The following is a 26975-nucleotide window of genomic DNA, read 5'->3' as shown; positions in this document are numbered from 1 at the left end:
ACTAGCCATATTTAGGGTGTTAAGTTAAAAGGATTATAAGCAGCCGTGCTAACGCATTACCAACAGCTAATTGAACAAGGTCAGTTGCATTACGATGAACAACAATACCAACTGCTGGCGCAATTACATGCTTTAGCGCAGCAGCTTAATGCTGATATCAACGCCAGCATTAACGGCTTATATATTTATGGCCCGGTTGGCCGGGGTAAAACCTTATTGATGGATCAATTTTACCAGCAGGTGCAAACACCGCGCAAAATCAGACTGCATTTTCATCACTTTATGGCACGGGTGCACAAAGAACTACACGCCATCAGTGGCACCGCCGAACCACTACAGCATATCGCCACTAATTGGGCCAAACAGTACAAGCTGCTGTGTTTTGATGAGTTTTTTGTCTCAGACATTGGCGACGCCATGCTACTTGGCACCCTTTGGCGCTATTTATTTGAACTAGGCGTAGTGCTAGTAACCACATCCAATGCGCCACCAACCGATCTGTACTATAACGGCTTGCAACGACAGCGATTTTTGCCCACTATTGCCTTGCTACAACAATATTGTCAGGTTATCGCATTGGATAACGGCATCGACTATCGGCGCCAAATAACCACGGCACAGCCTTATTATTTACAGCACGCCAGCATGTTGCAATTACAGAAATTAGCCGAACAAACGTTTGGTAGTGTTACGCCCTGCTCAGCAATAACTATCGCGAACCGAGATATTGCTGTGTTGTGGCGCAACGATAAGGTTATTGGCTTTGACTTTATGGCACTGTGCTCCGGCCCACGCAGTCAGCTCGATTATATGGCGCTGGCTAGCGATTATCAGGCTATTGCGCTGTATCAAGTACCGCAATTTAGTTATCAGGCAGCAAAAGCGATAGTGCATGGCGTTGAAGATCAGTATCAGCGCGAAAATAAAGAGTACTTTGTTAGCAAATTAGACGACGAAGCCAGGCGGTTTATTGCTTTAGTAGATGAATGTTATGAGCAAAAGTGCTTACTACTGATTAGTGCCGAAGTGGATATTTTACAGCTATACCAAGCCAAGCAACTAAGCTTTGCCTTTGAGCGTTGCAGCTCACGGCTATTTGAAATGCAAAGCTGGCAGCCTTAACTTATTTACCGGCTAAAAACTGCTGCCATGCCTGCAGCAATTGCAGTAAATCTTCTAAGCCACACTGGCTAATCATACCCTGCTCATCTAGCTGCAAATCATCATAGGCTAATTGTTGCTGCTCAGCTAGCGTGGTGTGGGCACTACCTAGCAACGTATTATGGCGCACTGTCACTTCACTGCGCTCAACTTCTAACAGAAACTCCCGCCCCTGATATTGCATGCTCTGCTGCGGTTTCAGCGCATTAAGCTGTTGCAGCAGCGGCAAATAAGCTTCAACTTGCTGGCCAAACTCATCTAATAAAAACCGGCCTAACACTTCATGCTCAGTACCCAGCCGCATACTATAATTGCGGCTATTACGGTCATAAATAAAATCGTATTCCACTTAACTACTCCAAGCTTAAAATGCAGAATTAAAACAGCGCTTAAACACTAAGTTTTCTGTAATCGGCCAGCTTAACCTGATCTCGACCCGCCTGTTTGGCTAAATATAACGCTTTATCTGCTGCTGCAATAAATTCAGTGCCCGATAGTAACTGCTGATTACAGGCTAAGCCTATAGATACCGACACCGATAAACCCGGCTTGGGCATCATCGTTTCTAACTCACGCGTTTTCGCACATAGGCGTTTGGCTAGTTGCTCTGCCGCAGCAAGATCGGTGCATGGAAAAATAACGATAAACTCCTCTCCACCAATACGGCCAATCAGATCACTTTTTCGCAACTGCTGCTTACATAATGAGGCAAAACGCCATAATACTTCGTCACCCGTTTGATGGCCAAATTGGTCATTTATCTGTTTAAACCAATCTAAATCTAATATCGCTATGCTTAATGCTTGGTCACTACGCTGCGCCAGTTCAAACTGCTGCTGAAATAGCTCCATAATTTTACGTCTATTATACACCCCAGTTAGGCCGTCGGTTTCTGCCAATAACTCAAGATATCGTTTATTTTTTCGCGCGCGAAGAAACAACATAAGCAATAAGAAAATTAACGCTGAACTTAACACCAATAATAAAATGAGTGACCATTTTTGCTGATTTTGCGCGGCATTTTGGATCTGCTGTAACGTATTTTGTTGCGCCAGCAACTTATTTTCGGCTTGCTGGGCTTCAACATCATATTTAACTCGTAACTGATGCAACTGCTCTGCACTTTGTTGGTTGTCTAAGCGTTGTTTGCGCTGCTGGTTAGCTGACAACAGTTGATATGCTTGCTTGTATTCGCCATTTAGCGCCAAAAGCTCTGCCTTAGTGCTTTCAATGGCTAAGGCTTGAATTGGCATCGTCTCAGGGTTAACAAAGTGTTCGGCTTGCTGCAAATGCTGTGCAGCTTGCTTGGCATCTTGTTCTAACAAGGCTATTTTGGCCAAACTAAGATTAGTATCAAGCTGCATATAGCGGTTGTCGCCCTGATTAAATATCTGCAGTGCGCTTTGAAAAAGCTGTTTTGCGTTGGCGTTTTGCCCTTGTATTAATTCAATGCCGGCAATTTCTTTTTCCGCATAAGCAATACCTTGAAAGTCATCAACTTGGCGCGCTATGGTTGCCGACTCAGTTAGCAGGGCTAAACCCTGTTTGAGATCGCCGGTGTTTTTGATGGCTCGGCCCAAGCCATATAGAGCGACACTTAGCTCTAACCAATTTTTCTCAGCACGCTGATAAGCCACGGCTTCGGTAAAATACGGTATGGCTAAAGCATCTTCACGTCGATATTCATATACCAACGCAATCATGCCAGCAACTTCTGCTTTATGCGTGTCAAGATCCGGCTGCTGCTCAGCCAACTGATATGCGAGGTTTAGATCGCGTAAGGCATCAAGATAATTAACTAAACTGATATACAACGCACCGCGGCTAAATAATGCACCAACTAAGACACCGGTTTGCTGGTTATTTTGTGCCCAAGTAATAGCATTACTAGCATCAACTAGGCCTTTTGCCGGTGTTCCTGCTAGATCATAGGCAACCGCCCGTGCTAGCTTAAGCTGATGAAAAACAATAGGGTTTTGTTGCTGCAATGCACTATCAGCTAAGCCTGCTTCAGCGTATTCAATAGCAGGTTGAGCTTGCGATAAGGCGTAATACGCAGTACTTAACAACAACGCGTTATCAGCGGCACTTAACACGCTAGGTACGGTATTGGCGTTGGTTAATAATTCTATTAGTACCTGTGGATCGGTTTTAGCCAACTTACTATATTCAGGTAAGCTTAGCTCATTGGCCAATACTGTACTAAAGACAAAACTGAAAATACTTCCGAGTATTAAACATCTGATAACATGCAATTTTGTCTCACTTAATATCCGTTTTAGGCCAGCAGTGTCTCAACTTAGCGTAGAAAGATCAATATTCAGTAGGTTTAGCAACAAAAAAGGCCTGTCGTAACAGGCCTTTTGATTAACGTTAGCGCTTATACCGCTTGTTGAATAATCACGTTATCCGCTTTTTTGGTGTATTGCGGCATATGGTGGAAATTCAAATAACGGTAAGTATCAGCTGCCGTAGCATCAATTTGCTTAGCGTATTCCAGATATTCGGCTACTGTTGGTAATTTACCAATAATAGACGCCACTGCCGCTAACTCCGCTGATGCCAAATACACATTAGCGCCCTGACCTAAACGGTTCGGGAAGTTACGCGTAGAAGTAGATACTACGGTTGAATTTTCAGCAACCCGTGCTTGGTTACCCATACACAGTGAACAGCCTGGCATTTCAGTACGTGCACCGACTTTACCAAAAATACTGTAGTAACCTTCTTCAGTTAACTGTGCTTGGTCCATCTTGGTAGGCGGTGCTATCCATAAACGGGTTGGTAACTGGCCTTTAAACTTGTCGAGTAATTTACCTGCAGCACGGAAGTGACCAATGTTGGTCATACATGAACCGATAAATACTTCGTCAATCTTATCGCCAGCCACTTCAGATAATAAACGCGCATCATCCGGATCGTTTGGCGCACACAATACCGGCTCTTTAATGTCAGCTAAGTCAATTTCAATGATTTCGTTATACTCGGCATCAGCATCAGCAGACATTAACTGCGGATCTTTTAACCAAGCTTGCATGGCTTGAACGCGGCGCTCAATAGTACGCACATCACCGTAACCTTCAGCAATCATCCACTTCAACATAACAATGTTTGATTCTAAGTATTCCGCGATTGATTCTTTTGACAGCTTAATAGTACAACCCGCTGCTGAACGCTCTGCAGAAGCGTCTGACAATTCAAAAGCTTGCTCAACGGTTAAGTTAGGTAAGCCTTCAATTTCTAAGATACGGCCAGAGAACACGTTCTTCTTGCCTTTCTTATCCACGGTTAATAAACCTTTTTGAATAGCTACGTACGGAATAGCGTGCACTAAATCGCGCAGCGTAATACCGGGCTGCATTTCACCTTTAAAGCGCACCAATACCGATTCCGGCATATCCAGTGGCATAACACCGGTTGCCGCGGCAAAGGCCACTAAACCAGAACCCGCAGGGAATGAAATACCAATTGGGAAACGCGTATGCGAATCACCACCCGTACCTACGGTATCAGGCAGTAACATGCGGTTTAACCAGCTGTGAATAATACCGTCGCCTGGGCGCAGTGATACACCGCCACGGTTCATAATAAAATCTGGCAGCGTATGGTGGGTATCAACGTCTACCGGTTTTGGATAAGCGGCAGTGTGGCAGAATGACTGCATAGTTAAGTCAGCAGAGAAACCTAAACAGGCTAAGTCTTTTAACTCGTCACGTGTCATTGGGCCGGTAGTATCTTGCGAACCTACAGTGGTCATTTTTGGTTCACAGTACACACCTGGGCGAACACCTTTCACACCACAGGCTTTACCCACCATTTTCTGCGCCAGAGTATAACCTTTGCCTGAGTCAACTTTAGCTTGTGGCCGACGGAATTTATCTGAATGACCAAAGCCTAAAAACTCACGGGCGCGGTCAGTTAAACCACGACCAATGATTAACGGAATACGGCCACCGGCGCGCACTTCGTCAATTAATACGTCGGTTGCTAAGGTAAACTCAGCTAATACTTCATCAGTACCGTGACGCACAATTTTGCCAGCAAACGGTAGAATGTCGATCACATCGCCCATTTCTAGCTTGTTCACGTCAACTTCAATTGGTAGTGCACCTGAGTCTTCCATGGTGTTGAAGAAAATAGGCGCAATTTTACCACCTAAAACAAAACCACCACCGCGCTTGTTCGGCACGTAGGGAATATCGTCACCCATAAACCACAGCACTGAGTTAGTCGCAGATTTACGTGATGAACCAGTACCTACTACGTCGCCAACATAGGCCAGTGGGAAGCCTTTTTTATTCAGCTCGTCTAGCTGTTTAATTGGGCCTACCGTGCCAGCTTGATCGGGGTTAATACCTTCACGGGCGTTTTTCAGCATTGCTAACGCGTGCAGAGGAATGTCTGGGCGTGACCATGCATCTGGCGCTGGTGATAAATCATCAGTGTTAGTTTCGCCCGATACTTTAAATACCGTTACGGTAATTTTTTCTGCTAATGCTGGTTTAGCTTCAAACCACTCGGCATCAGCCCAGCTTTGTACAACTTGTTTTGCATGCACGTTGCCGGCATCGGCTTTGTCTGTCACATCGTGAAATGCATCAAAAATAAGTAAGGTGTGTGACAAGGCTTTAGCAGCAATAGGTGCTAATTTTTCGTTATCTAACAGGCTGATCAATGGCTCAATATTGTAACCACCCATCATAGTACCTAATAGTTCAGTAGCACGTTCGGCGCTAATTAAACTGCAGCTTACTTCGCCTTTAGTTAGCGCAGCTAAAAAGCCAGCTTTAACATAAGCCGCTTCGTCTACACCCGGCGGTACGCGATTTATTAATAAATCTAATAGGGTTTCTTCTTCGCCCTTTGGCGGATTTTTTAACAGTTCAACTAATGCTGCTACCTGCTCGGCATTGAGCGGCTTTGGCGGAATGCCTTGCGCTGCGCGCTCGGCCACATGTTCGCGATATTGTTGTAGCACAGTATGATCCTCTTGGTCGTTGGCTGCAGTCTTGCCACTGCAACGTCATTCAACGGAATGAATGGGGTCAATTATATGAAAATTCAGGCCAAATTGACATCGGGCCGTTAACAACGCCACTTATAGTGGATATAAATACCGTGAATACAAGAGCAAACTCTACATATCCACGAGTTATAATGGTCAGACCTCGTTACTTAAAAATGAGGAAACGAGGTTGGAATCCCGAATTGGGCAGCTTAGCTAAGTAGACTGCCGGTTACAACCCCGCCCTGGCTCGCCACAGCAACTACTTCGGGCATCCTGCCCTTCGCAAGCCAGCAAAGCTGTTCAAATTCGTTCCCGACGAATTTGTCGCCCTAATGCCTACGGCAGGGCTCAAACACTCTGTGTCGACCAGAGCGGAATTCTAACCTGCACCTAGGATGAGCTTAATAAAATATAAAAAAGGCCGAACACTTGCGTGCTCAGCCTGTGTAGTATAACAGAATTAACTTACCAAATCTTAACGCGCTGCTCTGGTGGTAAGTACATCGCATCGCCTTCTTTGATATCAAAAGCGGTATAGAACTGCGGGATATTCGGCAGCACACCAATAACGCGATAATGCGCCGGTGAGTGCGGGCCAGTGCTTAACTGACGACGCAGCGCTTCTTCACGGAACTTAGTACGCCAAACTTGCGCCCAGCTGATAAAGAACCGTTGCTCGCCGGTAAAGCCGTCCATTACCGGCGCTGCTTTGCCATCCAGTGATAACTGGTAAGCTTTAAGCGCTACTGTCATACCGCCTAAGTCACCGATGTTTTCACCCAGTGCCACGGCACCGTTAACGTTAACACCTGGCAACGGTTCAAACTTGTTGTACTGGCCAATTAACTTAGCGCCGCGGGCCTGGAACTGGCCTTTGTCTTGCTCGGTCCACCAGTTACGCAGGTTGCCGTCACCATCGTATTTCGCGCCTTGATCGTCAAAACCGTGGCCAATTTCGTGGCCGATAACACCACCAATACCGCCGTAGTTTACCGCGTCGTCAGCGTCCATATTGAAGAACGGAGGCTGTAAAATAGCGGCCGGGAACACGATTTCGTTATTCACCGGGTTGTAATAGGCATTCACCGTTTGTGGCGTCATAAACCATTCGCTCTTGTCGATTGGCTTACCTAATTTGGCCACCATTTCGTCGTAGCCCCAGTGACTGGAGCGCACGAAGTTACCGACTAAGTCATCGGCTTTGATTTCCAGCGCAGAGTAATCTTTCCACTTGTCCGGGTAACCAATTTTCGGCGTAAATTTGCTCAGTTTTTCCTGCGCGGCTACCTTGGTTTCTGCCGTCATCCATTCCAGTTCGTTAATGGACAGCTCATAGGCTTTAATCAGGTTAGCTACTAAGGTTTCCATCCGCGCTTTGGCTTCAGGTTTAAAGTGGCGCTCAACATACAGCTTGCCCGTCAGCTCACCTAACACCTGATCCGAGGCATCAACCGCACGTTTCCAGCGTGGTTGTTGCTCCTGGATACCGCTTAGTGTAGTGCCGTAGAAAGCAAAGCGGCGGTCAGCAAAGTTGCTGCTTAATTTGTCAGCGTAGCCATGAATGGTTTTCAGGCTCAGGTAATCCTGCCAGCTTTGCACGTCTGTTGCGTCGAGCACTTTGGCAAAGCCTTCAAAATAACTTGGCTGACGCACAATAATATCCGCTACGCCATCCAGTTTTACGCCCTGCGCAAATGCTGCCCAGTCAAAACTGCCCATGCTGCTGTTTAAATCGGCCGCTGACATTTTGTTGTAGGTTTTATCGGCGTTACGGCTTTCCAGGCGCGTCCAGTGGTGCTCGGCCAGCGCTTTTTCTAGCGCAAATACACGCTGTGCCGCCGCTTTGGCATCAGCGTAACCGGCCAGGCTGAACATGTCGGTTAAATATTGCTGATACGCGGTAAGAATTTTCTGTGACGCTTCATCATCTTTAAAGTAGTAATCACGGTCTGGCAGGCCTAAACCGCCCTGACCTAAATACACCGCATATTCGGTCGAGTTTTTCGCGTCGTTGTTTACAAACCAGCCAAATGGAATAGCCACGCCATCGCGCTGCAAACGGGCAAATAACGCTGGCAACTGAGCTTTATCAGTCACGGCTTTAATCGCATCCAGCTGCGGGCTCAGCGGGCTTAAGCCCAGCTTTTCAATAGTGGCTTCATCCATAAAACTGTTATAGAAGCTGCCCAGTTTCTGCTCGTCTGAGCCTGGTTTTAAATCGGTACGGGCAGAGACCTCATCAATAATGGCTTTAACGGCTTTTTGTGAGTTGTCGGCCAGCACATGGAAAGAGCCATAAGAGGCTTTATCGGCTGGGATCTCGGTTTCTGCCAGCCATTTGCCGTTAATCGCCATAAAGAAATCTTCAGAGAATTTTACGGCCGGATCAAAGTACTGGGTATCAACACCAGATACAAGCGGCGCTTTTACTTCTGAGACTACCTGAATTTTATTACGTGAATTGTCTTGAATGCTACACGCCGTTAGGCCAAGTGCTAACGCAACTGAGGCGGCGGCTAAGGTAAGCTTTTTCATTCTTGTTTTCCTAAATTAGGTTACAAATTTTAACGCGCCTACATACTAACCTGAGCCTAGGCACCAGCACAAATTCAATGTTAGTAGAAGTTGTAACAAGTTATAAAAACGCTATGATGCTAATAACTTACCCGTACTTAAGACGGCATACATGGATAGATTAGAGAACGCCAACCAGCTATTTAGCTGGGCAGAGCAACAAAAACTTAACAGTTTACAGTTACAACAAGCGTCTGAACATGTGCCATTACAGCCGACTATTGATGATTGGCTAGCCCATGCTAACCGAGTTTTACTCTTTGGCAGTGTATTACTACTAAGCAGTGCGGTTATCTTCTTTTTTGCCTACAACTGGCCATTAATGCACTATTTCAGCAAGCTTAGTTTAGCCGCAGCAGCAGTAGTAGTTAGTGGTACTGTGGCGATATTTTGTCCGGTGCATAGCCAGTGGCAACGCGCGGCTTTACTCGGCTGCAGCCTATTTACTGGAGCCTTGCTGGCATTAATTGGCCAAACTTATCAAACTGGTGCCGATGTTTGGCAATTATTCGCTAGCTGGGCGGTGTTAATAACCCCTTTGGTATTATTGTCGAAAAGCCGCGGCAGCTATTTATTATGGTTTTGTTTACTTGAATTAGCCTTGTGGTTATACGTTGAAACAAATCAAATGTTTTGGCTGCTAGAGCGCGCAGAACCCCTGCTACAAATGGCTTTAGCAAATTTACTATTACACTTATTTTGCCTGCTTGCTTTACCTAAAATGTTGCCTAGCAACACTAAGCCACTACTCTGGCTTAGCGCAGTTGCGCTACTAATACCGCTTACTTTTGGTGCTATGGTCGGTGTTTGGGACAACCAATACCAAGCTAACTTGGTCTGTTATTTGTTTATCGCAGCCGCACTCGCATTTTGGTACTTTCGCATGCAACGCGATTTGTTTATTTTTGCCCTGCTGTTATTCAGTGCTATTGGATTAGCAACCGCCGCCTTAGCAAGATTGCTTGAAACTGATGACTTCTTTTTTATCGCTAACTTACTGGCTGTATTTGTTATTGGCAGTAGCGCTAGCGCCGCCGTTTGGTTAAAAAAATTAATGCAGGAGCCAAACCATGCCGCGTAATTTAAGTTTAGCGTCAGCATTAAAGCAGGCCGGTATTATTGATCAAGCCCAAGCCCTAAAACTGCAGCAAAACGATACCCCTTGGTGGTTACAAGTAATACTTGGCATTGCCGCTTGGATTGCCTCAATTTTAATTCTTATCGCCTTTATCGGCCCTATTATTGCTTTAGCAGAAAACGATAGCGTGTGTTTTGTTGTCGGTGCGTTATTGCTGGGCGCGGCGTGCTGGCTGGCAATGCAACGCCAAGATTTTTTACAGCAAATGTCGACTGCGGTGGCGTTAGCTGGCCAAGGTCTATTAGTTTACGCCATATACAGCGCATTTAATTCTGACGACGAACTAGCCCGTTATGGCTGTGCCTTAATTAGCGCGGTATTGTTATTTAGCCCACTAACTCAGCTGCATCAACGTGTAAGTTTAAGCATTGGTTTAGTGTGTTTAATTTCACTGCTTAACTCTTCATTGTGGTTAGCGCTAGGTAGCAATTTACTGGCATTAGGCTGCTTGGTACTGTGGTGTAGCCGCCCAAAGTGGGCAACACTGGCCATGGCAAGCCGCATAAAAAGCGTACTTGAAGTTGTAACACTGGCAACACTTTGGCTGGCGTTGCATGGCCAAGGTATATTTTATGTCGATGATTACTATTGGCCCGCAGACCATCTATACATGGCAAGCACGCTATACAGCGCATTGGGTGCGATCTTGCTGCTTAGCACGGTATTTTGGCTTAGCCGCTTTGCCACAGTACCTAGCCGCTTATTACTACTTAGCGTAACAGCAGCACTATGCGTGCTACTGTATCCTGCATCTGGTTTACTGATTAGTGCTGCTTTTATGCTGGCCTGCTTTTATGCCTGCAGCATACGCTGGTACGCATTAAGCCTACTAAGCGTGCTAGTAGCCCTTAGTCAGTTCTATTACAGCATGCACCTCAGCTTATTTTATAAATCGGGCCTACTCGCATTAAGCGGTGGCGTATTGCTAGTGGGTTTAGCCTTATTACAGCGCTATCAGAAGAGGTTATTATGACGCAACGCCTGCAACGCTTCGCCATCGCTAGCGCAATTGCATTAATACTTATTGTCACCAGCTATACCATTTGGCAGTTTGAACGCACATTAGCCGATGGCCAAATTGTTAATATTGAGCTAGCACCGGTTGATCCGCGCTCGTTAATGCAGGGTGATTATATGGCGCTGGCCTTTGCTATTGATCGCGACCTACCCGACGACGCTGCGCAGTATAAATTCGCTTGGCTAAGCCTAGATAACCAGCAGCGGGCCAGCCTGCACAGTGTCGCCAACGATTTACCAACCGACCCTGCGCTGGTTGCAGTATTACTGCGCCAACGCGATAACATCATTAGCATAGGACCCAATGCGTTCTTTTTTGCTGAAGGTACAGCTGATGTTTATGAGCAAGCGCGCTATGGCCAGTTTCGTATTGCTGGCAACGGTAAAGCGCTACTAACCGTAATGCTAGACGCTGAATTAAACCTGTTGGGTGATAACCTGCGCTAAGTAGTGTAAACGGCCGTTTATCGTATTAAATGGCCGTACTATTAAAATAACGACAAACCTAATTCTTCAGCAAATAAACTAATTAGTTGCATACCAACTACTGAATTGCCAAATTTGTTCAGTGCGGGGCTCCATGCGGTAATTACACCAAACTGCGGTACAATGGCAACAATAGCACCACCGACGCCGCTTTTGGCTGGCAACCCCACTTTAAACGCAAACTCACCCGACTGGTCATACATACCACTGGTAGATAAAATGGCATTAACCCGATGGGCATCACGTCGGCTACATACCTGTTCATTATTATGTGGTTGCACACCGCGATTAGCTAAAAACAATAATGATGTAGCGAGTTGCTGACAATTCATTGAAGTAGCGCACTGGTGAAAATAATGCGCTAACACTTGCGGCACTTCAGCTTCAATATTACCAAAGCTTTTCATCAAGTAAGCTAGCGCGGCGTTTCTATTGCCGTGTTCAAGCTCAGATAAATACACAGCTTGATCAGCGTAAATATGCTCGTTATTGGCTAAGCGACGAATAAAGGTTAAAAACGCATTTTTGCTCGCGGAGTAATGACTAACCAAAACATCAGACACCACAATAGCGCCGGCATTAATTACTGGATTTCGCGGAATACCCTTTTCCCACTCTAATTGCACAATTGAGTTAAAGGGCAAGCCAGATGGTTCCATATTCACCCGATGCCATAAATCATCGCCAAGACGATTCATCGCCATAACTAAACCAAATACTTTAGACACACTTTGCAATGAAAACGCGGTATCAGCTGCACCTGCTGTATGCAGTTGACCATCAATAGTCGCTACCGCGATAGCTGCCTGCTCAGGTGCTACGTTAGCTAAAGCGGGAATATAATTGGCCACTTTACCCTCACGGTATAGCGGTTGGCTTTGCTGCAACAATTGCTGCAATATCGAGGTAATGGCATGCGGTTGTTTCATAAACACCTATAACAAATTTAGGTTCATTATTTGCTGCGCAGTATGCACTATTTTAAGCTTAAATTCAGGTAGCTACCGTCACACAATTAGCGACAAGCATAAGAAATCCAACAAAAACGTAGGCTGCGGCTACTTTTTGTACTTAAACGCGCATCCAAACTTAACTTTACGGCAATCTCAACCTAATTTACTACCTAACACAATATAATTACAAGTTAACTGCTTGGTTTATTGCTTTTAAACACGAGTTTAGCTATGGTATTAGCAACAGTGACTCAGTAGCAACACAACGAGACGCAGCCTATAGTGAATTAGCTTTAACTCCTCTAGATGTCTCACAGTACTATACCGAACGGTGAAAACCGTATTCGCGCCTATTTAGCCACACTGTTATCTAACCATGTTCCAATTACGCATGCTCTGGAGGCTATATGTTATTAAATCAAATTTCAGCTTTTTTTAGCTCACTAAGCACCAAAACCCGACGTTGTTTATTAATGTCTGCTTTGGTGCCACTAACACCATTAATGTTGCACAATACGATGCAGCAACTAGAAGATCGCAAACTGCGTAAACAAAATTGTGCCACGCCACTAAAAGTAAGCTTAGGCTGTGCAGTATATTTAGAATCGCCATACGATAATAGCTACAGTTGGCTAACCTTAGTGGCAACGCCGGATGCTAATCTGCAACAAGGCGAGTTGTCCATTTTGTCACCGCTGGGGCAAGCATTGTTAGGTAAAGATGTAGGCGATGAAGTGCAGGTAAAGGTTTTAGGCACCGCCATGCGCTTTGTCGTTGCTGAAATTACTAAAACACAAGCAGCGAATAATATTGAAGCGTCACCGTTATTCACCAAGCAAATTGTTTCTTAAATTGTTATAACCTAAAGCGGCTTGTTAATTTAACCTGCCGCTTTGCCATTCCAGCAACAAACACACGATATTCTAGCCAGCACATCGGTAACACTCTGGGCTACGTGGGCAACTATTGCCCCGCGCGCAAATTAGCTGCGCCGGCTTTTGTACACTGCGCGCTACCCAATTAATATTTAAAATATTTGCGACACTACTTAATGCCGCTTTAATTGTTGCTGGAATTTTTGCACCACCGGCACTGCTCACACATAACTGTTTTAACTCACCGGCCATGCTATCGGCGTCTACACCTTGCGCTAACAAAGCTGGATTTAAATCTATACCGGCACAAAGCACATGCGTATTACCCGCTAGATCTTTTACCTTAGTTGATTCACAACAATAAATTCGTGGCATACCATTAACGTCAAGCAGTGACAATTGCGCCGAGCTGGCTACATCGTCAACATCAAACATACGAAACACCGCCCAGTGCTGACAAGGATCTTGCACTTGGCGCATATTGCCCCACGGCAGGGGTATACCATTACCACGGTATACTGCTTTTAATTTTCCAGGGGTATAGGCATCAAAATAATGCCAATGTGTATAAGGCGATACGGCTGTCATACGACGCATGGCGACAGAAGCTGACACGCCAGCTTGTAAGTGCGAGCTTATTTCATAACCCTGCCGGTCAAGCAATTGGCGAAACGGTAGTTTAGGGCAAAGTAACGCGCCAGCAAAAAAACTCGACTCAAAATCGCGCCAGGCATGCAAAATATCTTGTGGTTGCACACTACTCGATTGTGATGGCTCGTTGTCGTGCGCGCCACCTATCGACATACTGCTTTTAACGCCATCCTTGTTATGCAGCACCGCATGGCCAATGTGTACCGCCAATTCATATTTAAGCCTTGTTGGTACAGCTTTAAGTAAGCTGTTTAAATACAGTGTACCAGGTGGCGTAAAATAAGAAGTTGACACATTTTTTGATAATACGCCCAACTCGTCTAATAACTCTTTTGGTGCCTCGTTAAACCAACGCACGGTTAAGCCAAGTTGTTTAGTAATGCGCATTAGATCATCAACACTCAATGGCATACGTTTTTGGCCGACATCTTCCGCGGCACGCTCTAACTCAGGAAAGTGGTTTTGGTTGTGTTCTTGATGAGCACGGATCAGTAACTGCGCAAACTGCTTACCGCTGGTGCCAGTTTGTGACAGCATTTCTGGTATAGCAATTTGTAAAATATCGTTCGAAAATAAAAAACCTGGCTCTAAGGCAATACCGCTAATACCACCTTTATTGCCCTTTTCCGGCCTTAAATCTGGCACAGCATCGTCACCATCTAAAAACCAGTCCAAGTCTTTTTGAAAAACAGTAGCTATGACTTCCAGCATGCCAACACTAGGCGTGCGCTTACCGCGCTCAATCATCGACAGATAAGATACCGACGGTGCCTGTTCCGGGTTAATCCGAATACAGCGCGTCGATAAATCTTCCATCGTTAAGTTGTTGCGCTTTCTCAAGTTGCGGATTTTAGTACCAAGAAAATGCGACTTTCTAATTAGGCTTTTATTCGTTTTCATTTTGTAAAATTTACACTGTAAAATTTCTATTGTGAAATTACTCAATATTTTAGACTAGACTAGTTTTTAACCGATAGCAACAGCAGTACCTTTTGTTAAACATGTTAACAACAGCAAAAATAACGAGGACTTCATCATGACAACACTGGCCCAACATTACAGCACGACCACGCCAAACCAGACCGCTTGGATGGCGACTGAGCTAAGCGTAATTAACGAGCTTAATCAACGCCATGTCCGACAAGTCATGGATTATTCAAAAGGTTTTTTAGATAAAACCTTTCCACTGCAACAAGGTTCGCATAAAGAGGTATGCAGTTACGTAGTGTACTATCAGCAGTTACTTGCGTTTTTTGCTGATGGCAGCACCAGCGGCTTAGAAAACCCAGCCCAGTTTGTTGCCTTAAGCGGCCACCGCGAAGCGCCCAGCTCCATAGTGTTAAAAAACAACGGCCGCCATATCGAGCTAGTTTTAAATCGCAGTGGTACAACCGGTTGCCAAGACCAAGCCTGCATTGATGATATTCAATTACAAACTGCAGCACCGGATAACATTTGGTTCAGCATGGTTACCGGGCGCCAAGTTAATAGCATACATAAAGGCGATAAGCGCTTTACCTGCAAAGGTGGATTAAGTTACTCGCTAAGCTAGGTACGAATTAACCACGTTAAAAAAATAAAATTATAAAAACATTGCTCCATTTTGACCGGCGTAGCGTATAACGCCTGTAGTTTATTAAACTGAATAATTTTGGAGCTTTAAATATGATTAATTACGTAACCTTAGGTGTCAGCGATTTAGCCTCAGCAAAAGCATTTTATAGCGAGTTATTTGCGGAGTTAGGTGCAAAAATATTGCTAGATATGGACCGTATTAGTTTTTTTGGTAAAACCATGAAAGAACCCATGTTAGCGATATGTGTGCCGTTTAATAAGGAACCCGCACAGCCGGGTAATGGCAATATGGTATCGTTTGCACCCGGTAGCAAAGCAGCAGTAGACACGCTATATCATAAAGCTATCGCTCTTGGCGCCAGCTGCGACGGCGCACCGGGCCAGCGCATTGCAAACACTTTTTACGGCGCTTATGTTAAAGACGCCGACGGCAATAAACTGTGTTTTAGCTATTTTGGCTAGGCCGTAGCCAAATATGCAGATTAACAGCAACTTTAGCCAGCGTGTGGTGATACAACCTGAGCACTACCAGTTTATTGATTCACCGCTTGCTGGCGTCAGCCGCATGATGTTAGACCGAGCCGGCGCTGAAGTTGCTCGCGCCACCAGTATAGTGCGTTATGCACCTGGTAGTGGCTACAGTGCGCACACTCATAATGGCGGCGAAGAAATCCTAGTGCTCGACGGTATATTTTCTGACGAGCATGGCGACTACCCTGCGGGCAGCTATTTACGCAACCCACCGGGGAGTTCTCATCAACCGTTCTCAATTAACGGCTGCACACTTTTAGTTAAGTTATGGCAATTTGCTGCTGAAGATACGACGCAGCTCGTACTCAACACAAAGCAAGCCAACTGGCGACAAGGTTTAGTTGCCGGTTTATCTGTGTTACCACTGCATGAGCACAACGCTGTAAGCACGGCATTAGTGCGCTGGGCGCCAAATACGCAGTTTAGTCAGCATATTCATGCCGGTGGTGAAGAAATACTGGTGTTAGAGGGGCTGTTTTGTGATGAGTACGGCCAATACCCTGCCGGTAGCTGGTTAAGAAACCCTAGATACAGTAAACACACGCCGTTTACGCTAGCAGAGGGCGCTTTAATTTACGTTAAAGTTGGCCATCTTGATGCTGGTTTAATGGGTGATCGCTTTATTAACCCGCCACCGATGACAACATAATTATGCAACAATTTGATGCTGCCAGTTTAGCGCGAATTATTGAAATGGCGTGGGAAGATCGCACGCCATTTGAAGCCATAGAACAGCTTTACGGTTTAAATGAAAGCGCACTAATTACATTGATGCGGCAACAACTTAAGGCCTCATCATTTCGCTTATGGCGAACACGCGTACACGGCCGCAAAACTAAGCACTTAAAGCTACGTCACCCCGACATTAGCCGCGCATACTGCCCCAGCCAGTATAAAACCAGATAGCTTATTCCACCCGATATTTGTCACTCTAGCCTAGTGTCATTATTTACATAACGAAAATTTAACTAATATATTAAGAATACCGTCATTACTAATGATAAAATAGCTCCAACATAAATTTGGTATTCAGCACATGAGCAAAAAACTGGTGTTTTTATTCATCGTTACGCTGCTATTAGGTTATACCTGGGGCGCACTTAGCATTACTCACAATATTTTTCCTAAACCGCAACTGCGCGAAATCTTAGCATTAGTAACCGAAACGCCAGCGCAAGAAAAACATAACGACGAATGGCAAACGCAAGTTAATTTACATCAGCAGTCAAAACACGATGCCACTATAGCTATCGTCGGCGATTCGATCTCACATCGGGGTGACTGGGTTGATCTGTTAGACAGAAGCGACGTAGATAATCGCGGTATTAATGGTGACACTTCAACGTTAATATTGCAGCGCATTGACTCCGTTTATAAAAAGCACTATGCGGTATATCTGCTGATGTTTGGCATTAATGACTTTTTTCGTGAGGCCAGCGTTGATGACGTGTTTACGAATTACCAAAGCATTATTAGCAAATTAACACACAACAACGCCAAGGTTATTGTGCAATCGACACTGTATTGCGCACCAGAAAAAGCGCCATTTGGTTGCCACGATATCAATATAAAAATTGCTAAGCTTAACCAAAAATTGCAACAGCTCAATATGGCAAACGTCAGCTATATCGACATAAACGCCGTGTTATCACCAAGTGGCACATTAAACACCGAGTTTACTAATGACGGTATCCACTTAAACCTAACTGGCTACGAAAAATGGGCCGAGTTTATTAACCAAACAATGCTAAAGCGCCATAATTAACAATTTATTATTACCAATAAAAAAAGCCGCTATTGCGGCCTTTTTCGTTACTGGCTATTCATTGCTAGCAAAAAATTACTTTTTCTTCGCTTTCGGGTTTGGTAAGTCAGTGATTGAACCTTCGTACATTTCGGCAGCTAAACCAATAGACTCGTTCAATGTTGGGTGAGCGTGAATGGTTAACGCGATGTCTTCTGCGTCGGCACCCATTTCAACGGCTAAACAAATTTCACCTAACATTTCACCGGCGTTAATACCCACAATAGCGCCACCTAAAATACGGTGGGTTTCTTTGTCGAATATTAACTTAGTGAAGCCTTCTGTGCGGGCAGAAGCAATAGCACGGCCTGATGCAGCCCATGGGAAGGTTGCCGTTTCTATTTTTAAACCCTGCTCTTTGGCTTCTTTTTCAGTTATGCCAGTCCACGCCATTTCTGGGTCGGTATAGGCAACTGATGGAATGCAACGTGGGTCGAAGTAGTGTTTCATACCGGCAATAACTTCGGCAGCTACGTGGCCTTCATGTACCGCTTTGTGCGCTAACATTGGCTGGCCTACTACGTCGCCGATGGCATAAATGTGCGGCACGTTAGTGCGTAGTTGCTTGTCTACGTTAATAAAGCCACGCTCATCTACGTTAACACCGGCTTTAGCCGCGTCCATTAAGTTACCATTTGGCTTACGGCCAACAGCAACTAAAATTTTGTCATAACGTACGGCTTTTTCTGGTGCGTTTTTACCTTCAAAAGTAACGTATAAGCCGTCTTTCTTCGCTTCTACGCCGACAACTTTAGTTGACAACATAATGTTGTAATTGGCTTTGTTGTATTTGGTATAAGCTTTAACTAAGTCAGCGTCAGCGGCTGGTACTAACTGATCAGCAAATTCTACTACTGATACGTTAGAACCTAGCGCACGGTACACCGTACCCATTTCTAGGCCGATAATACCGCCGCCTAATACTAGCATTTCACCTGGAATATCTTTTAATTCCAGAGCGCCGGTTGAATCGATAACACGGTCATCATCTTTTGGAATAAACGGCAGTGATACTGGCTCTGAACCCGCAGCAATAATAGCGTGTTCGAAAGTAATAGTGGTATCGCCTACTTGTAAGGTATTAGCACCGGTAAATTTACCGTAACCGTTAACTACCTTAACTTTACGCATTTTTGACATGCCAGATAAACCAGTAGTTAACTGGCTAATAACTTTGTCTTTCCAGCTGCGTATTTTGTCTAAATCAATTTGCGGTGCGCTAAAAGTAACACCGTGTGCCGCCATATCACGCGCGTCATCAATAACTTTAGCAACGTGTAATAACGCTTTAGATGGAATACAGCCTACGTTTAAGCACACACCACCTAAGGTGCTGCGGGCTTCAACTAGGGTAACTTCTAAGCCTAAATCTGCTGCGCGAAATGCTGCAGAGTAACCGCCAGGGCCAGCGCCCAGCACCACAACTTGGGTTTTGATTTCGTTGCTCATCTTATTACCTTTCATTATCGGGTCGGTTTACTGACGGCTTAACTTAAGCTACAGCCATCAGGCGAAAAAAGTGGCAGAATTTTAACACCCTGCCTGAACGATGTCCCGTAACTTTTCTGTACGGGACACAATTTGCCTAGTTACATTATAATTTGGCGGATATCGGCCAAGTAGCTTGCCAACGTTGCGGTAAAGCGAGCAGCTAATGCACCGTCGATCACCCGGTGATCATACGACATACTTAGCGGCAGCATAAGTTTAGGTTCAAACTCTTTACCATTCCATTTTGGCTTAATATCCGACTTAGACACACCTAATATGGCCACTTCTGGTGCGTTAACAATAGGCGTAAACGCTGTACCGCCAATACCGCCTAAGCTAGATATGGTAAAACAGCCACCTTGCATATCGCTGGCGGTAAGCTTGCCATCACGCGCTTTTACCGAAATATCTTGCAGTTCGCGCGATAGCTCAATAATGCCTTTTTTGTTTACATCTTTTACCACTGGCACAACTAAGCCGTTTGGTGTGTCTACAGCAATACCTATATGCACATATTTTTTCAAGATTAAGCTAGCGCCATCATCTGACAGCGAGCTGCAAAATGTGGGGTAATCTTCCAGTGCTTTGGCGACCGCTTTCATAATAAACACCAGCGGTGTGTATTTAACACCCAGTTTTTTCTTTTCGGCAAGGGCGTTTTGCTCTTTGCGGAAGTCTTCTAAACCGGTGATATCGGCTTCATCAAACTGGGTAACATGTGGAATGCGTACCCAGTTACGATGTAAATTAGCGCCCGATAACTTTTGAATACGCGATAAAGCTTTAGTTTCAACCTCGCCAAACTTAGCAAAATCAACTTTTGGCCAAGGAATAAGATCAAAGCCCATGCTGCTGCCAGCGCCCGAACTTATTGCACCTGAGCTAACCTGTTGCACTAGCTGCTTCACGTATTGTTGTACGTCTTCTTTAACTACACGGCCTTTACGCGCTGAACCTGTAACCTTGGCTAAGTCAATGCCAAACTCGCGGGCTAGGCGGCGCACTACTGGTGAGGCATGCGCATAGGCGCTATTAGCAACAAAGCTGTCATTGCTTACGCTAACGGCAGTGTCTACTTTAGCTGCAGCGGCAACTGGTGCGGCTTCAGTTTTAACTTCAGCTTTAGCTACCGGAGCCTCTACCGTCGCTTCAACTGCGCCACCTGTAGTTTCAAACACCATAATTAGGCTGCCGGTAGAAACCTTATCGCCAATCTTAATTTTTATTTCTGTTACTTTACCAGCAAACGGTGCCGGTAATTCCATTGCCGCTTTGTCGCCTTCAACACTAAGTAGTGACTGATCTTCAGTAACGGTGTCACCCACTTTTACCATTATTTCAGTAACTTCAACCGCGTCACCGCCAATATCTGGCACTTTTACCTGTTGTAACGCCGTTGTCGCTTGCGCGGCGGCTACAGGCTTAGTTTCAGCTGCCGTTTCCGGTTTTGCTTCAGCTTTTTCCGCTGTAGCGGGTGCTGCACTTTCACCTTCAAAGGTCATCATTAGGCTACCGGTTTTCACCTTGTCGCCTACTTTTACATTAATACTTTTTACCACACCGGCTTCTGCTGCTGGCAGTTCCATTGCGGCTTTGTCACCTTCAACACTTAATAGTGACTGATCGGCAACCACTTTGTCGCCAACCTTAACCAGAATCTCGGTCACTTCAACTTCGTCAGCACCAATATCCGGAACATGAATTTCAATGGTCATGGCTAATCCTCTTATGCGTACAGCGGGTTGATTTTATTGGTGTCGATGCCAAATTTCTTAATCGCATCAATTACCACGTCTTTTTTCAACTCGCCTTGCTTAACTAGCTCGCTCAGTGCTGCAACCACAATGTAGCTGGCGTTTACTTCAAAGTGCCGACGTAAGTTAGCACGGCTATCTGAACGACCGTAGCCATCAGTGCCTAGCACCTTGTAAGATACTGCTGGAACAAAAGCACGCACTTGGTCAGCATAGTTTTTCATATAGTCGGTAGCGGCAATAGCGGGTGCACTGTTCATTACTGTCGCAATGTAAGGCGTTTTCGCTTCTGCATCTGGGTGCAGCATGTTAAAACGATCGACATCTTGGCCGTCACGCGCTAATTCGTTAAACGAGGTAACTGAATACACATCTGACGCTACGTTGTAATCTTTGCTTAATATCTCTGCGGCTTTGCGTACTTCTTTTAAAATGGTACCCGAACCTAATAGCTGTACTTTACCGCGATCGCCATTTAACGACTCAAGCTTATAAATACCTCGACGAATACCTTCTTCCGCGCCTTTTGGCATAGCTGGGTGATGGTAGTTCTCGTTCATTACCGTAATATAGTAATAAATGTTTTCTTGCGCTTCGCCATACATCCGACGGATACCGTCTTGTATAATCACGGCTAGCTCATACGCATAGGTTGGATCGTACGATACACAGTTTGGCACTGTGCTAGCTAATACATGGCTGTGACCATCTTCGTGCTGTAAGCCTTCACCGTTAAGTGTAGTACGCCCTGCAGTAGCACCTAAAAGGAAACCACGCGCTTGCTGATCACCGGCTAACCACGCCATATCGCCAACCCGTTGGAAACCAAACATCGAGTAGTAAATATAAAACGGGATCATCGGTAAATCGCTAGTGCTATACGAGGTAGCAGCGGCAACCCAAGATGACATGGCGCCTAGCTCGTTAATACCTTCTTGCAGTACTTGGCCACCCACGTCTTCTTTGTAATAGCTTACTACCGAGTGATCTTCTGGCTTATAATTTTGACCGCCTGGGTTATAAATACCAATTTGGCGGAATAAACCTTCCATACCAAAGGTACGCGCTTCATCGGCAACAATAGGCACTATTTGCTTACCAATATGCTCGTCTTTTAGCAGAATATTTAGCATACGCACAAACGCCATAGTTGAAGAAATATCGCGTTTTTGCTCTTCTAATAGGCCATCAAATGCACTTAACTCTGGCAGCGTTAATGGCTTAGTAAATTTCGGCAAACGTACCGGCGTATAACCATGCAACGCTTGACGACGGTCGTGCAAGTACTTCAGCTCTGGCGAGCCTTCTGGCAACTTAATATAAGGTAAGTCGGCAACTTGCTCTTCGGTAATGTAATCTTCAAGGCCTAAACGCTTACGCAGCAACAGCACGTGCGTCATGTCCATTTTTTTCACTTGGTGCGCAATGTTTTTACCTTCAGCCGCATCACCCATGCCGTAGCCTTTTACGGTTTTGGCTAAAATAACAGTAGGCTTGTCGGTACACTCTTGCGCCGCTTTAAACGCCGCATACAGTTTTGATGGTTCGTGGCCGCCACGTTTTAAGGCAAAAACTTCTTCATCGGTCATGTCGGCTACTAAAGCCAGAGTTTCTGGATAACGACCAAAGAAGTTTTTCCGCACATAGGCGCCATCGTTGGCTTTATAGCGCTGATAGTCACCATCAATGGTTTCGTTCATTAGCTGCAACAGCTTACCCGTGGTGTCTTTGGCTAACAGTTTGTCCCAACCACGACCCCACACAACTTTAATTACGTTCCAGCCAGCGCCACGGAATAGGCCTTCTAGCTCTTGAATAATTTTACCGTTACCCATTACTGGGCCGTCTAAGCGCTGCAAGTTACAGTTAATTAGAAAACACAGGTTGCCAAGCTTTTCACGGGCAGCAAAGGAAATAGCGCCGCGTGATTCTGGCTCGTCCATCTCGCCATCACCTAAAAAGGCGTATACGCGTTGTGCACTGGTGTCTTTTAAACCACGGCCGTGTAAATATTTTAAAAACCGAGCTTGGTAAATAGAGGCTATTGGGCCTAAGCCCATCGACACTGTTGGAAACTGCCAAAATTCAGGCATTAATTTCGGATGTGGGTAGCTAGGCAAACCGTTACCGTCCGTTTCTTGGCGGAAACTGTTTAACTGCTCTTCTGTTAAGCGGCCTTCAACAAAGGCACGGGCATAAATACCCGGAGAAATATGGCCTTGATAGTAAACTAGGTCGCCACCGTCTTTCTCGTTTGGCGCACGGAAAAAGTGGTTAAAACAGGTTTCATAAAATGCGGCGGCAGATTGATAAGACGCCATATGGCCGCCTAAATCTAGCTCTTTTTTCGAGCCGCGCAGCACTATCATTATAGAGTTCCAGCGGATCACCGAACGAATGCGGCGTTCAAGGTTAGCATCGCCCGGATAAGCCGGTTCTTGCTGCGGCGGAATAGTATTAATGTAGTTAGTCGTAATGCCGGTAGGCATGCTTACGCCTTCTAGCTTGGCTTCTTCTAATACTTTTTCAAGCAGAAACTGCGCCCGCTCTACCCCTTCAGTGCGAACAACTGATTCCAGCGCTTCAAGCCACTCTTTCGTTTCTAGAGCGTCAATGTCAACTTTACTGACTTCAGACATATCGAGGTTCCTTTGGTTATGCGCGCCGGTGCTACACCTGCCTATGCGCGTTAAAAATGATGATTATCCCTGTTGGGTGCGACGCAACGCTCGTTCAATACGTGAACGTTCTTTGCCTACTTCCAACAGTGCTTCTTCTATATAGGCCAGATGACCATTGCTAGCTTGGCGTGCCTGCTCGGGCTCACCATTAATGACCGCCTGCATCAACCGTTGCCGATGCGAATTCAGCTGGCTGACAATGCCTTCTTTTTGCTGCAGCGTTTCCAAATTTAATTGAATATTCTGCTCTACCAGCGGCATTAAACCGCGCACTAGGTGTAATAACACCACGTTGTGCGACGCTTCGGCCACTGTTAAGTAAAAACCGCCCACGGCTTTGGCTTGGGCTTCTAAATCATTTAACTGTTGCGCTTGGCAAATGGCGTTGTATTGCGCGGTAATTTGCGCAAAATCTGCCTCTGTACCACGCAGTGCCGCGTAGTAGGCACAAATGCCTTCTAACGCATGACGAAACTCTAGTAAATCAAATTGCGATTCAGGATGCCGAGCAATTAGCTCAAACAACGGATCAGTAAGGCCAACTGCCAAATTATCGCAAACATAAGTACCGCCACCTTGGCGTCGCGTAATTAAGCCTTTAGCTTCCAGCTTTTGAATTGCCTCGCGTAGCGATGGCCGCGACACCGCAAACATCTCGGCAAGATCACGTTCTGGCGGCAGTTTTTGTCCAGGCGTAAAGCTCCCCTCAAGCAACATATTTTCTAGTTGCTCGACTATGCGATCAGAGAGTTTTGCTGGTTTAATTTTCAAATCTGCCATGCTGCTTTAGGCGTTTCCTGTAGTAGGGCTTAAACTGCCAATGTAAATTGGTCTTACCAATAATATTTAAGTGGCGATAAGGTAGCAGTTTCTGCTTAGTAAGTAAATAAAGCAGAGAATATTGGCGAAAGCAAAAGCGGAATATAGTTAGAGCAATAGCTCAAAATTAATGACAGTTAGCTGAAGTTGTAAAAATTGGTATGACCGGATAGTAGTAAACAGGTATTACTAAGTTTCATTACCGGTTGCAACGCCTTCTGTGCTCGCGCCAGCAACTCGCCCTATTGCCTTCGGCAGGGCTCAGACACTCTGTCGCTGCGCGCTGAAGGGTTCTAACCGATAGCGAATAACTTCTAAGAAGTGAGAACTTGCTTAGGCTAAGCTAACCGTTGCAGCCCTGGACGGGCGAAAACGAGCCCCCAGGGATGGGTTTACGGCGTGTTAGCGTGACTAAGCAAGTTAGAAAAAACTACTATACCAGTTTACCCCAACCAACCCGTTAAGGTAAGAATTGCCGCAAAAGCTAAAAAGAACAACATATTACGTTTTGCCAGCTGCAACATAGTGCTGCTATCTTCTAATGTATTTAAGCTTTCCGCGGGTATAGGCTCGGCGGCCATTGCCACTTCAGCCAATACTTCTTCGTTGTCGGCGGTAAAATCTAAAAAGTAACCCAGCAAACTTGCCGAGGCACGAGAAAAATTACCCACCAAAGCAAAGCCTAAGGCAAATAACCGAGTAGGAAACCAATTAGCCCAGTGCGCAATACAAGGTACAGCATTGTGCTCAGTACGCAGGCAAGCGGCGTACGCTGCGGTGTCATCTTCAGCTACCGCTTCTTGTAAATGACGCACTAGCACATAGGTAATAACGCCAAACGCACCTAAGATTAAAAACCAAAACACCACTGCAGCGTAATAGCGGAAATTTAACCATACCAATATTTGGCCATAGCTACTTTGCTCGCGGTTACTGCCCATATCAGTGCGAATTTGCTGCATAGCAATAAAACCGGCTTCTTCATCACCACGGTCCATCGCATTTAAATATTGCTTATATAACTGACGATAATGCCAACAACCAATGCCGACTAACAGCACTAGTGTGTTTACCACTAAATACAATAAATGGCTGCCAGCCAGATATAACGGCAGCGCTACTACGGCGCCCGGTAGTAATAACCAAATATACTGCCCCAAACGATGGTGCGCTAATTTAGCTAAACCTGAATTTGCCGTAAAACGCACATAAGCACGGCAATAGCCACTAGCTTGCCATGTGTCGCTGCGTACTGCCAAACGTTCAATAATTAACGCTAGCAACATACTAATTAATGTCATAGAAAAAACTCCCTTACCGCACTTCGGTAGCGCATCCAATCAAACGCGATGCCAGGGTCAGTTTTCCGCCCCGGCGCAATATCACAGTGCCCAACTATACGTTCTGGCGTAATCGCTGGATGTTGCTGCACAATAAAATAAGTGAGCGCAACCAAGCTTTGATATTGCTGCTCAGTATACGGCAAATTGTCGGTGCCTTCTAATTCAATACCAATAGAAAAATCGTTGCAACGCTCGCGTCCAGCAAATTGGCTTACGCCAGCATGCCAAGCCCGATGCGAAAATGGCACATAATTGAAAATGCGACCATCACGCCAAATTACGCAATGTGCCGACACCCTTAAACCTTGCAAACAGGCGAAGCTGGCATCAGCATTCGTATCTAATGTGCCCATAAATAATGCATCAACATGGCTCTGCTCGGGCACTGAGGCAAATTGCCCTGCCGGCAAGCTAATATTGTGGATCACTAGCAGGCTAACGGCTTCACCTTCAGGGCGAGCATCACAATGTGGGCTTTGGCGAATAAACATCTCAGGTAGCGTCAGGAACTTCAGCGTAGTCATCAGAAATTTTGCCTTTATCTGGCGGTGTCAGTAAGCTATGACGCTATTGTCTGTGCTGAGGATTATTAATGCAAGCACCTGAACCCGCCAACAAGTATGGTAAGACCTTTGCCATTATTGCTTGGCTTATTTTAATGCTGCTACTGTTTTTATTTTTTCAAGACACCATTACTAAGCAACTTAATCCGAACCGCCAGCTGCATAGTGTCCGCGGCAGCCATGGTGAAACCCGTACAGTGTTAACGCGGAATAAAAGTGGCCACTATGTTGGCACCGCTTTAGTTAACAATACGCCGGTTAATTTTATGCTCGACACCGGCGCAACCACGCTGGCAATTGATCATAAAACCGCGCAACAACTTAACTTAGCATTTGGCAAAGCGATATTAGTTAACACCGCCAACGGCACAACCCAAGCTTATCAAAGCCGTGTACAGAGCCTGCAACTGGGCGATATTATTTTGTACGACATTGCAGCAGTAATAGTGCCAAATTTGGGTAGCAGCGAGATATTACTGGGCATGAGCGCCCTAAAACAGTTAGAATTCCACCAACAAGATAATCAACTTACGCTGATCCAGCACAATTAA

General features: G+C 45.4%; 23 protein-coding genes. 11 read left to right on the top strand and 12 right to left on the bottom strand.

Translation table 11 applies throughout. The annotated features are described in order from the left end of the window. Positions 1 to 45 precede the first annotated feature (45 nt). Entirely contained in the window at positions 46 to 1122 is a 1077-nt protein-coding gene (gene zapE, locus E0Z06_RS02785) for a cell division protein ZapE (protein WP_132581684.1), read from the top strand. 1 nt (position 1123) lies between these two features. On the opposite strand, the gene E0Z06_RS02780 is transcribed toward zapE, so the two are convergent. The 4 genes from E0Z06_RS02780 to E0Z06_RS02765 form a co-directional block, all read right to left on the bottom strand. Then, positions 1124 to 1510, bottom strand: coding sequence for a YacL family protein (locus E0Z06_RS02780; RefSeq protein WP_132581682.1), 387 nt, complete (start codon positions 1508 to 1510; stop codon positions 1124 to 1126). Positions 1511 to 1550: 40 nt separating this feature from the next. Beyond that, positions 1551 to 3356, bottom strand: a complete 1806-nt coding sequence (locus tag E0Z06_RS02775; protein WP_132581680.1) for a GGDEF domain-containing protein — start codon at positions 3354 to 3356, stop codon at positions 1551 to 1553. 185 nt (positions 3357 to 3541) lie between these two features. Continuing rightward, positions 3542 to 6139 carry a bifunctional aconitate hydratase 2/2-methylisocitrate dehydratase gene (gene acnB, locus E0Z06_RS02770; RefSeq protein ID WP_132581678.1) on the bottom strand — a complete coding sequence of 866 codons (2598 nt, stop codon included), beginning with the start codon at positions 6137 to 6139 and terminating at the stop codon, positions 3542 to 3544. Between the two features lie 495 nt (positions 6140 to 6634). Continuing rightward, a complete protein-coding gene (locus E0Z06_RS02765) occupies positions 6635 to 8704 on the bottom strand; it encodes a M13-type metalloendopeptidase (protein WP_132581676.1) in 2070 nt (689 codons plus the stop codon). A 151-nt stretch (positions 8705 to 8855) separates the two neighbouring features. On the opposite strand from E0Z06_RS02765, the gene E0Z06_RS02760 reads away from it, so the two are divergent. The 3 genes from E0Z06_RS02760 to E0Z06_RS02750 are packed head-to-tail and all read left to right on the top strand — an operon-like array spanning position 8856 to position 11345. Further along, positions 8856 to 9824, top strand: coding sequence for a DUF2157 domain-containing protein (locus tag E0Z06_RS02760; protein WP_132581674.1), 969 nt, complete (start codon positions 8856 to 8858; stop codon positions 9822 to 9824). After that, the gene (locus E0Z06_RS02755) at positions 9814 to 10854 is read left to right on the top strand and encodes a DUF4401 domain-containing protein (RefSeq protein WP_132581672.1); all 1041 of its coding nucleotides are present in this window, start codon (positions 9814 to 9816) and stop codon (positions 10852 to 10854) included. Before E0Z06_RS02760 ends, E0Z06_RS02755 begins: the two co-directional genes overlap by 11 nt. After that, positions 10851 to 11345, top strand: coding sequence for a GDYXXLXY domain-containing protein (locus tag E0Z06_RS02750; protein ID WP_132581670.1), 495 nt, complete (start codon positions 10851 to 10853; stop codon positions 11343 to 11345). Before E0Z06_RS02755 ends, E0Z06_RS02750 begins: the two co-directional genes overlap by 4 nt. A gap of 41 nt (positions 11346 to 11386) precedes the next feature. Here E0Z06_RS02750 and glsB read toward each other — a convergent pair whose 3' ends face one another. Continuing rightward, positions 11387 to 12313: a glutaminase B gene (glsB, locus tag E0Z06_RS02745; protein WP_132581668.1), complete on the bottom strand. Its 927-nt coding sequence runs from the start codon at positions 12311 to 12313 to the stop codon at positions 11387 to 11389. 431 nt (positions 12314 to 12744) lie between these two features. Here glsB and E0Z06_RS02740 point away from each other — a divergent pair, with 431 nt between their 5' ends. Further along, entirely contained in the window at positions 12745 to 13188 is a 444-nt protein-coding gene (locus E0Z06_RS02740; protein WP_132581666.1) for a GreA/GreB family elongation factor, read from the top strand. Positions 13189 to 13260: 72 nt separating this feature from the next. Here E0Z06_RS02740 and E0Z06_RS02735 read toward each other — a convergent pair whose 3' ends face one another. Continuing rightward, the gene (locus E0Z06_RS02735) at positions 13261 to 14763 is read right to left on the bottom strand and encodes a DUF3612 domain-containing protein (RefSeq protein WP_132581664.1); all 1503 of its coding nucleotides are present in this window, start codon (positions 14761 to 14763) and stop codon (positions 13261 to 13263) included. 136 nt (positions 14764 to 14899) lie between these two features. Between E0Z06_RS02735 and E0Z06_RS02730 the strand changes: the two genes are divergently transcribed. The 5 genes from E0Z06_RS02730 (at position 14900) to E0Z06_RS02710 (ending at position 17734) form a co-directional block, all read left to right on the top strand. Further along, positions 14900 to 15415 (top strand): malate synthase, encoded by a 516-nt coding sequence (locus E0Z06_RS02730; RefSeq protein WP_132581663.1) that lies wholly within the window; start codon positions 14900 to 14902, stop codon positions 15413 to 15415. A 113-nt stretch (positions 15416 to 15528) separates the two neighbouring features. Further along, on the top strand, positions 15529 to 15900 hold the full coding sequence (locus E0Z06_RS02725) for a VOC family protein (protein WP_132581661.1): 372 nt from the start codon (positions 15529 to 15531) through the stop codon (positions 15898 to 15900). Between the two features lie 13 nt (positions 15901 to 15913). Then, complete coding sequence (locus tag E0Z06_RS02720) at positions 15914 to 16618, top strand: cupin domain-containing protein (RefSeq protein ID WP_132581659.1); 705 nt, start codon at positions 15914 to 15916, stop codon at positions 16616 to 16618. 2 nt (positions 16619 to 16620) lie between these two features. Further along, positions 16621 to 16875, top strand: coding sequence for a TIGR03643 family protein (locus E0Z06_RS02715; RefSeq protein ID WP_132581658.1), 255 nt, complete (start codon positions 16621 to 16623; stop codon positions 16873 to 16875). A 130-nt stretch (positions 16876 to 17005) separates the two neighbouring features. After that, positions 17006 to 17734, top strand: coding sequence for a GDSL-type esterase/lipase family protein (locus tag E0Z06_RS02710; RefSeq protein ID WP_132581656.1), 729 nt, complete (start codon positions 17006 to 17008; stop codon positions 17732 to 17734). Positions 17735 to 17809: 75 nt separating this feature from the next. Here the strand turns inward: E0Z06_RS02710 and lpdA are convergent, their stop codons facing one another. From lpdA to ampD, 6 genes are all read right to left on the bottom strand, one after another. Further along, a complete protein-coding gene (gene lpdA, locus E0Z06_RS02705) occupies positions 17810 to 19222 on the bottom strand; it encodes a dihydrolipoyl dehydrogenase (protein WP_132581654.1) in 1413 nt (470 codons plus the stop codon). A 140-nt stretch (positions 19223 to 19362) separates the two neighbouring features. Further along, on the bottom strand, positions 19363 to 20979 hold the full coding sequence (gene aceF, locus E0Z06_RS02700; RefSeq protein WP_132581652.1) for a pyruvate dehydrogenase complex dihydrolipoyllysine-residue acetyltransferase: 1617 nt from the start codon (positions 20977 to 20979) through the stop codon (positions 19363 to 19365). 11 nt (positions 20980 to 20990) lie between these two features. Then, the gene (gene aceE / locus E0Z06_RS02695; protein WP_132581650.1) at positions 20991 to 23657 is read right to left on the bottom strand and encodes a pyruvate dehydrogenase (acetyl-transferring), homodimeric type; all 2667 of its coding nucleotides are present in this window, start codon (positions 23655 to 23657) and stop codon (positions 20991 to 20993) included. A gap of 63 nt (positions 23658 to 23720) precedes the next feature. Continuing rightward, a complete protein-coding gene (gene pdhR, locus E0Z06_RS02690) occupies positions 23721 to 24479 on the bottom strand; it encodes a pyruvate dehydrogenase complex transcriptional repressor PdhR (protein ID WP_132581648.1) in 759 nt (252 codons plus the stop codon). Between the two features lie 482 nt (positions 24480 to 24961). Next, complete coding sequence (ampE, locus tag E0Z06_RS02685; RefSeq protein ID WP_132581646.1) at positions 24962 to 25819, bottom strand: regulatory signaling modulator protein AmpE; 858 nt, start codon at positions 25817 to 25819, stop codon at positions 24962 to 24964. Continuing rightward, positions 25816 to 26385 (bottom strand): 1,6-anhydro-N-acetylmuramyl-L-alanine amidase AmpD, encoded by a 570-nt coding sequence (ampD, locus tag E0Z06_RS02680; protein ID WP_132581644.1) that lies wholly within the window; start codon positions 26383 to 26385, stop codon positions 25816 to 25818. The genes ampE and ampD overlap by 4 nt, the downstream gene beginning before the upstream one ends. 68 nt (positions 26386 to 26453) lie before the next feature. Here ampD and E0Z06_RS02675 point away from each other — a divergent pair, with 68 nt between their 5' ends. Next, complete coding sequence (locus E0Z06_RS02675) at positions 26454 to 26975, top strand: TIGR02281 family clan AA aspartic protease (RefSeq protein WP_132581642.1); 522 nt, start codon at positions 26454 to 26456, stop codon at positions 26973 to 26975.

This window comes from Rheinheimera sp. D18 (assembly GCF_004345025.1).
Classification (GTDB): Bacteria; Pseudomonadota; Gammaproteobacteria; order Enterobacterales; family Alteromonadaceae; genus Alishewanella; species Alishewanella metallidurans.
The sequence above is the reverse complement of the archived record's forward strand: the minus strand, read 5'-3'. Positions and strand labels throughout refer to the sequence as shown.

What these genes read in the sequence shown, in the direction of transcription:
- E0Z06_RS02765 (WP_132581676.1), bottom strand. Translation starts at nt 8,704, where the DNA reads ATGAAAAAGCTTACCTTAGCCGCCGCCTCAGTTGCGTTAGCACTTGGC.
- E0Z06_RS02760 (WP_132581674.1), top strand. Translation starts at nt 8,856, where the DNA reads ATGGATAGATTAGAGAACGCCAACCAGCTATTTAGCTGGGCAGAGCAA.
- E0Z06_RS02755 (WP_132581672.1), top strand. Translation starts at nt 9,814, where the DNA reads ATGCCGCGTAATTTAAGTTTAGCGTCAGCATTAAAGCAGGCCGGTATT.
- E0Z06_RS02750 (WP_132581670.1), top strand. Translation starts at nt 10,851, where the DNA reads ATGACGCAACGCCTGCAACGCTTCGCCATCGCTAGCGCAATTGCATTA.
- glsB (WP_132581668.1), bottom strand. Translation starts at nt 12,313, where the DNA reads ATGAAACAACCGCATGCCATTACCTCGATATTGCAGCAATTGTTGCAG.
- E0Z06_RS02740 (WP_132581666.1), top strand. Translation starts at nt 12,745, where the DNA reads ATGTTATTAAATCAAATTTCAGCTTTTTTTAGCTCACTAAGCACCAAA.
- E0Z06_RS02735 (WP_132581664.1), bottom strand. Translation starts at nt 14,763, where the DNA reads ATGAAAACGAATAAAAGCCTAATTAGAAAGTCGCATTTTCTTGGTACT.
- E0Z06_RS02730 (WP_132581663.1), top strand. Translation starts at nt 14,900, where the DNA reads ATGACAACACTGGCCCAACATTACAGCACGACCACGCCAAACCAGACC.
- E0Z06_RS02725 (WP_132581661.1), top strand. Translation starts at nt 15,529, where the DNA reads ATGATTAATTACGTAACCTTAGGTGTCAGCGATTTAGCCTCAGCAAAA.
- E0Z06_RS02720 (WP_132581659.1), top strand. Translation starts at nt 15,914, where the DNA reads ATGCAGATTAACAGCAACTTTAGCCAGCGTGTGGTGATACAACCTGAG.
- E0Z06_RS02715 (WP_132581658.1), top strand. Translation starts at nt 16,621, where the DNA reads ATGCAACAATTTGATGCTGCCAGTTTAGCGCGAATTATTGAAATGGCG.
- E0Z06_RS02710 (WP_132581656.1), top strand. Translation starts at nt 17,006, where the DNA reads ATGAGCAAAAAACTGGTGTTTTTATTCATCGTTACGCTGCTATTAGGT.
- lpdA (WP_132581654.1), bottom strand. Translation starts at nt 19,222, where the DNA reads ATGAGCAACGAAATCAAAACCCAAGTTGTGGTGCTGGGCGCTGGCCCT.
- aceF (WP_132581652.1), bottom strand. Translation starts at nt 20,979, where the DNA reads ATGACCATTGAAATTCATGTTCCGGATATTGGTGCTGACGAAGTTGAA.
- aceE (WP_132581650.1), bottom strand. Translation starts at nt 23,657, where the DNA reads ATGTCTGAAGTCAGTAAAGTTGACATTGACGCTCTAGAAACGAAAGAG.
- pdhR (WP_132581648.1), bottom strand. Translation starts at nt 24,479, where the DNA reads ATGGCAGATTTGAAAATTAAACCAGCAAAACTCTCTGATCGCATAGTC.
- ampE (WP_132581646.1), bottom strand. Translation starts at nt 25,819, where the DNA reads ATGACATTAATTAGTATGTTGCTAGCGTTAATTATTGAACGTTTGGCA.
- ampD (WP_132581644.1), bottom strand. Translation starts at nt 26,385, where the DNA reads ATGACTACGCTGAAGTTCCTGACGCTACCTGAGATGTTTATTCGCCAA.
- E0Z06_RS02675 (WP_132581642.1), top strand. Translation starts at nt 26,454, where the DNA reads ATGCAAGCACCTGAACCCGCCAACAAGTATGGTAAGACCTTTGCCATT.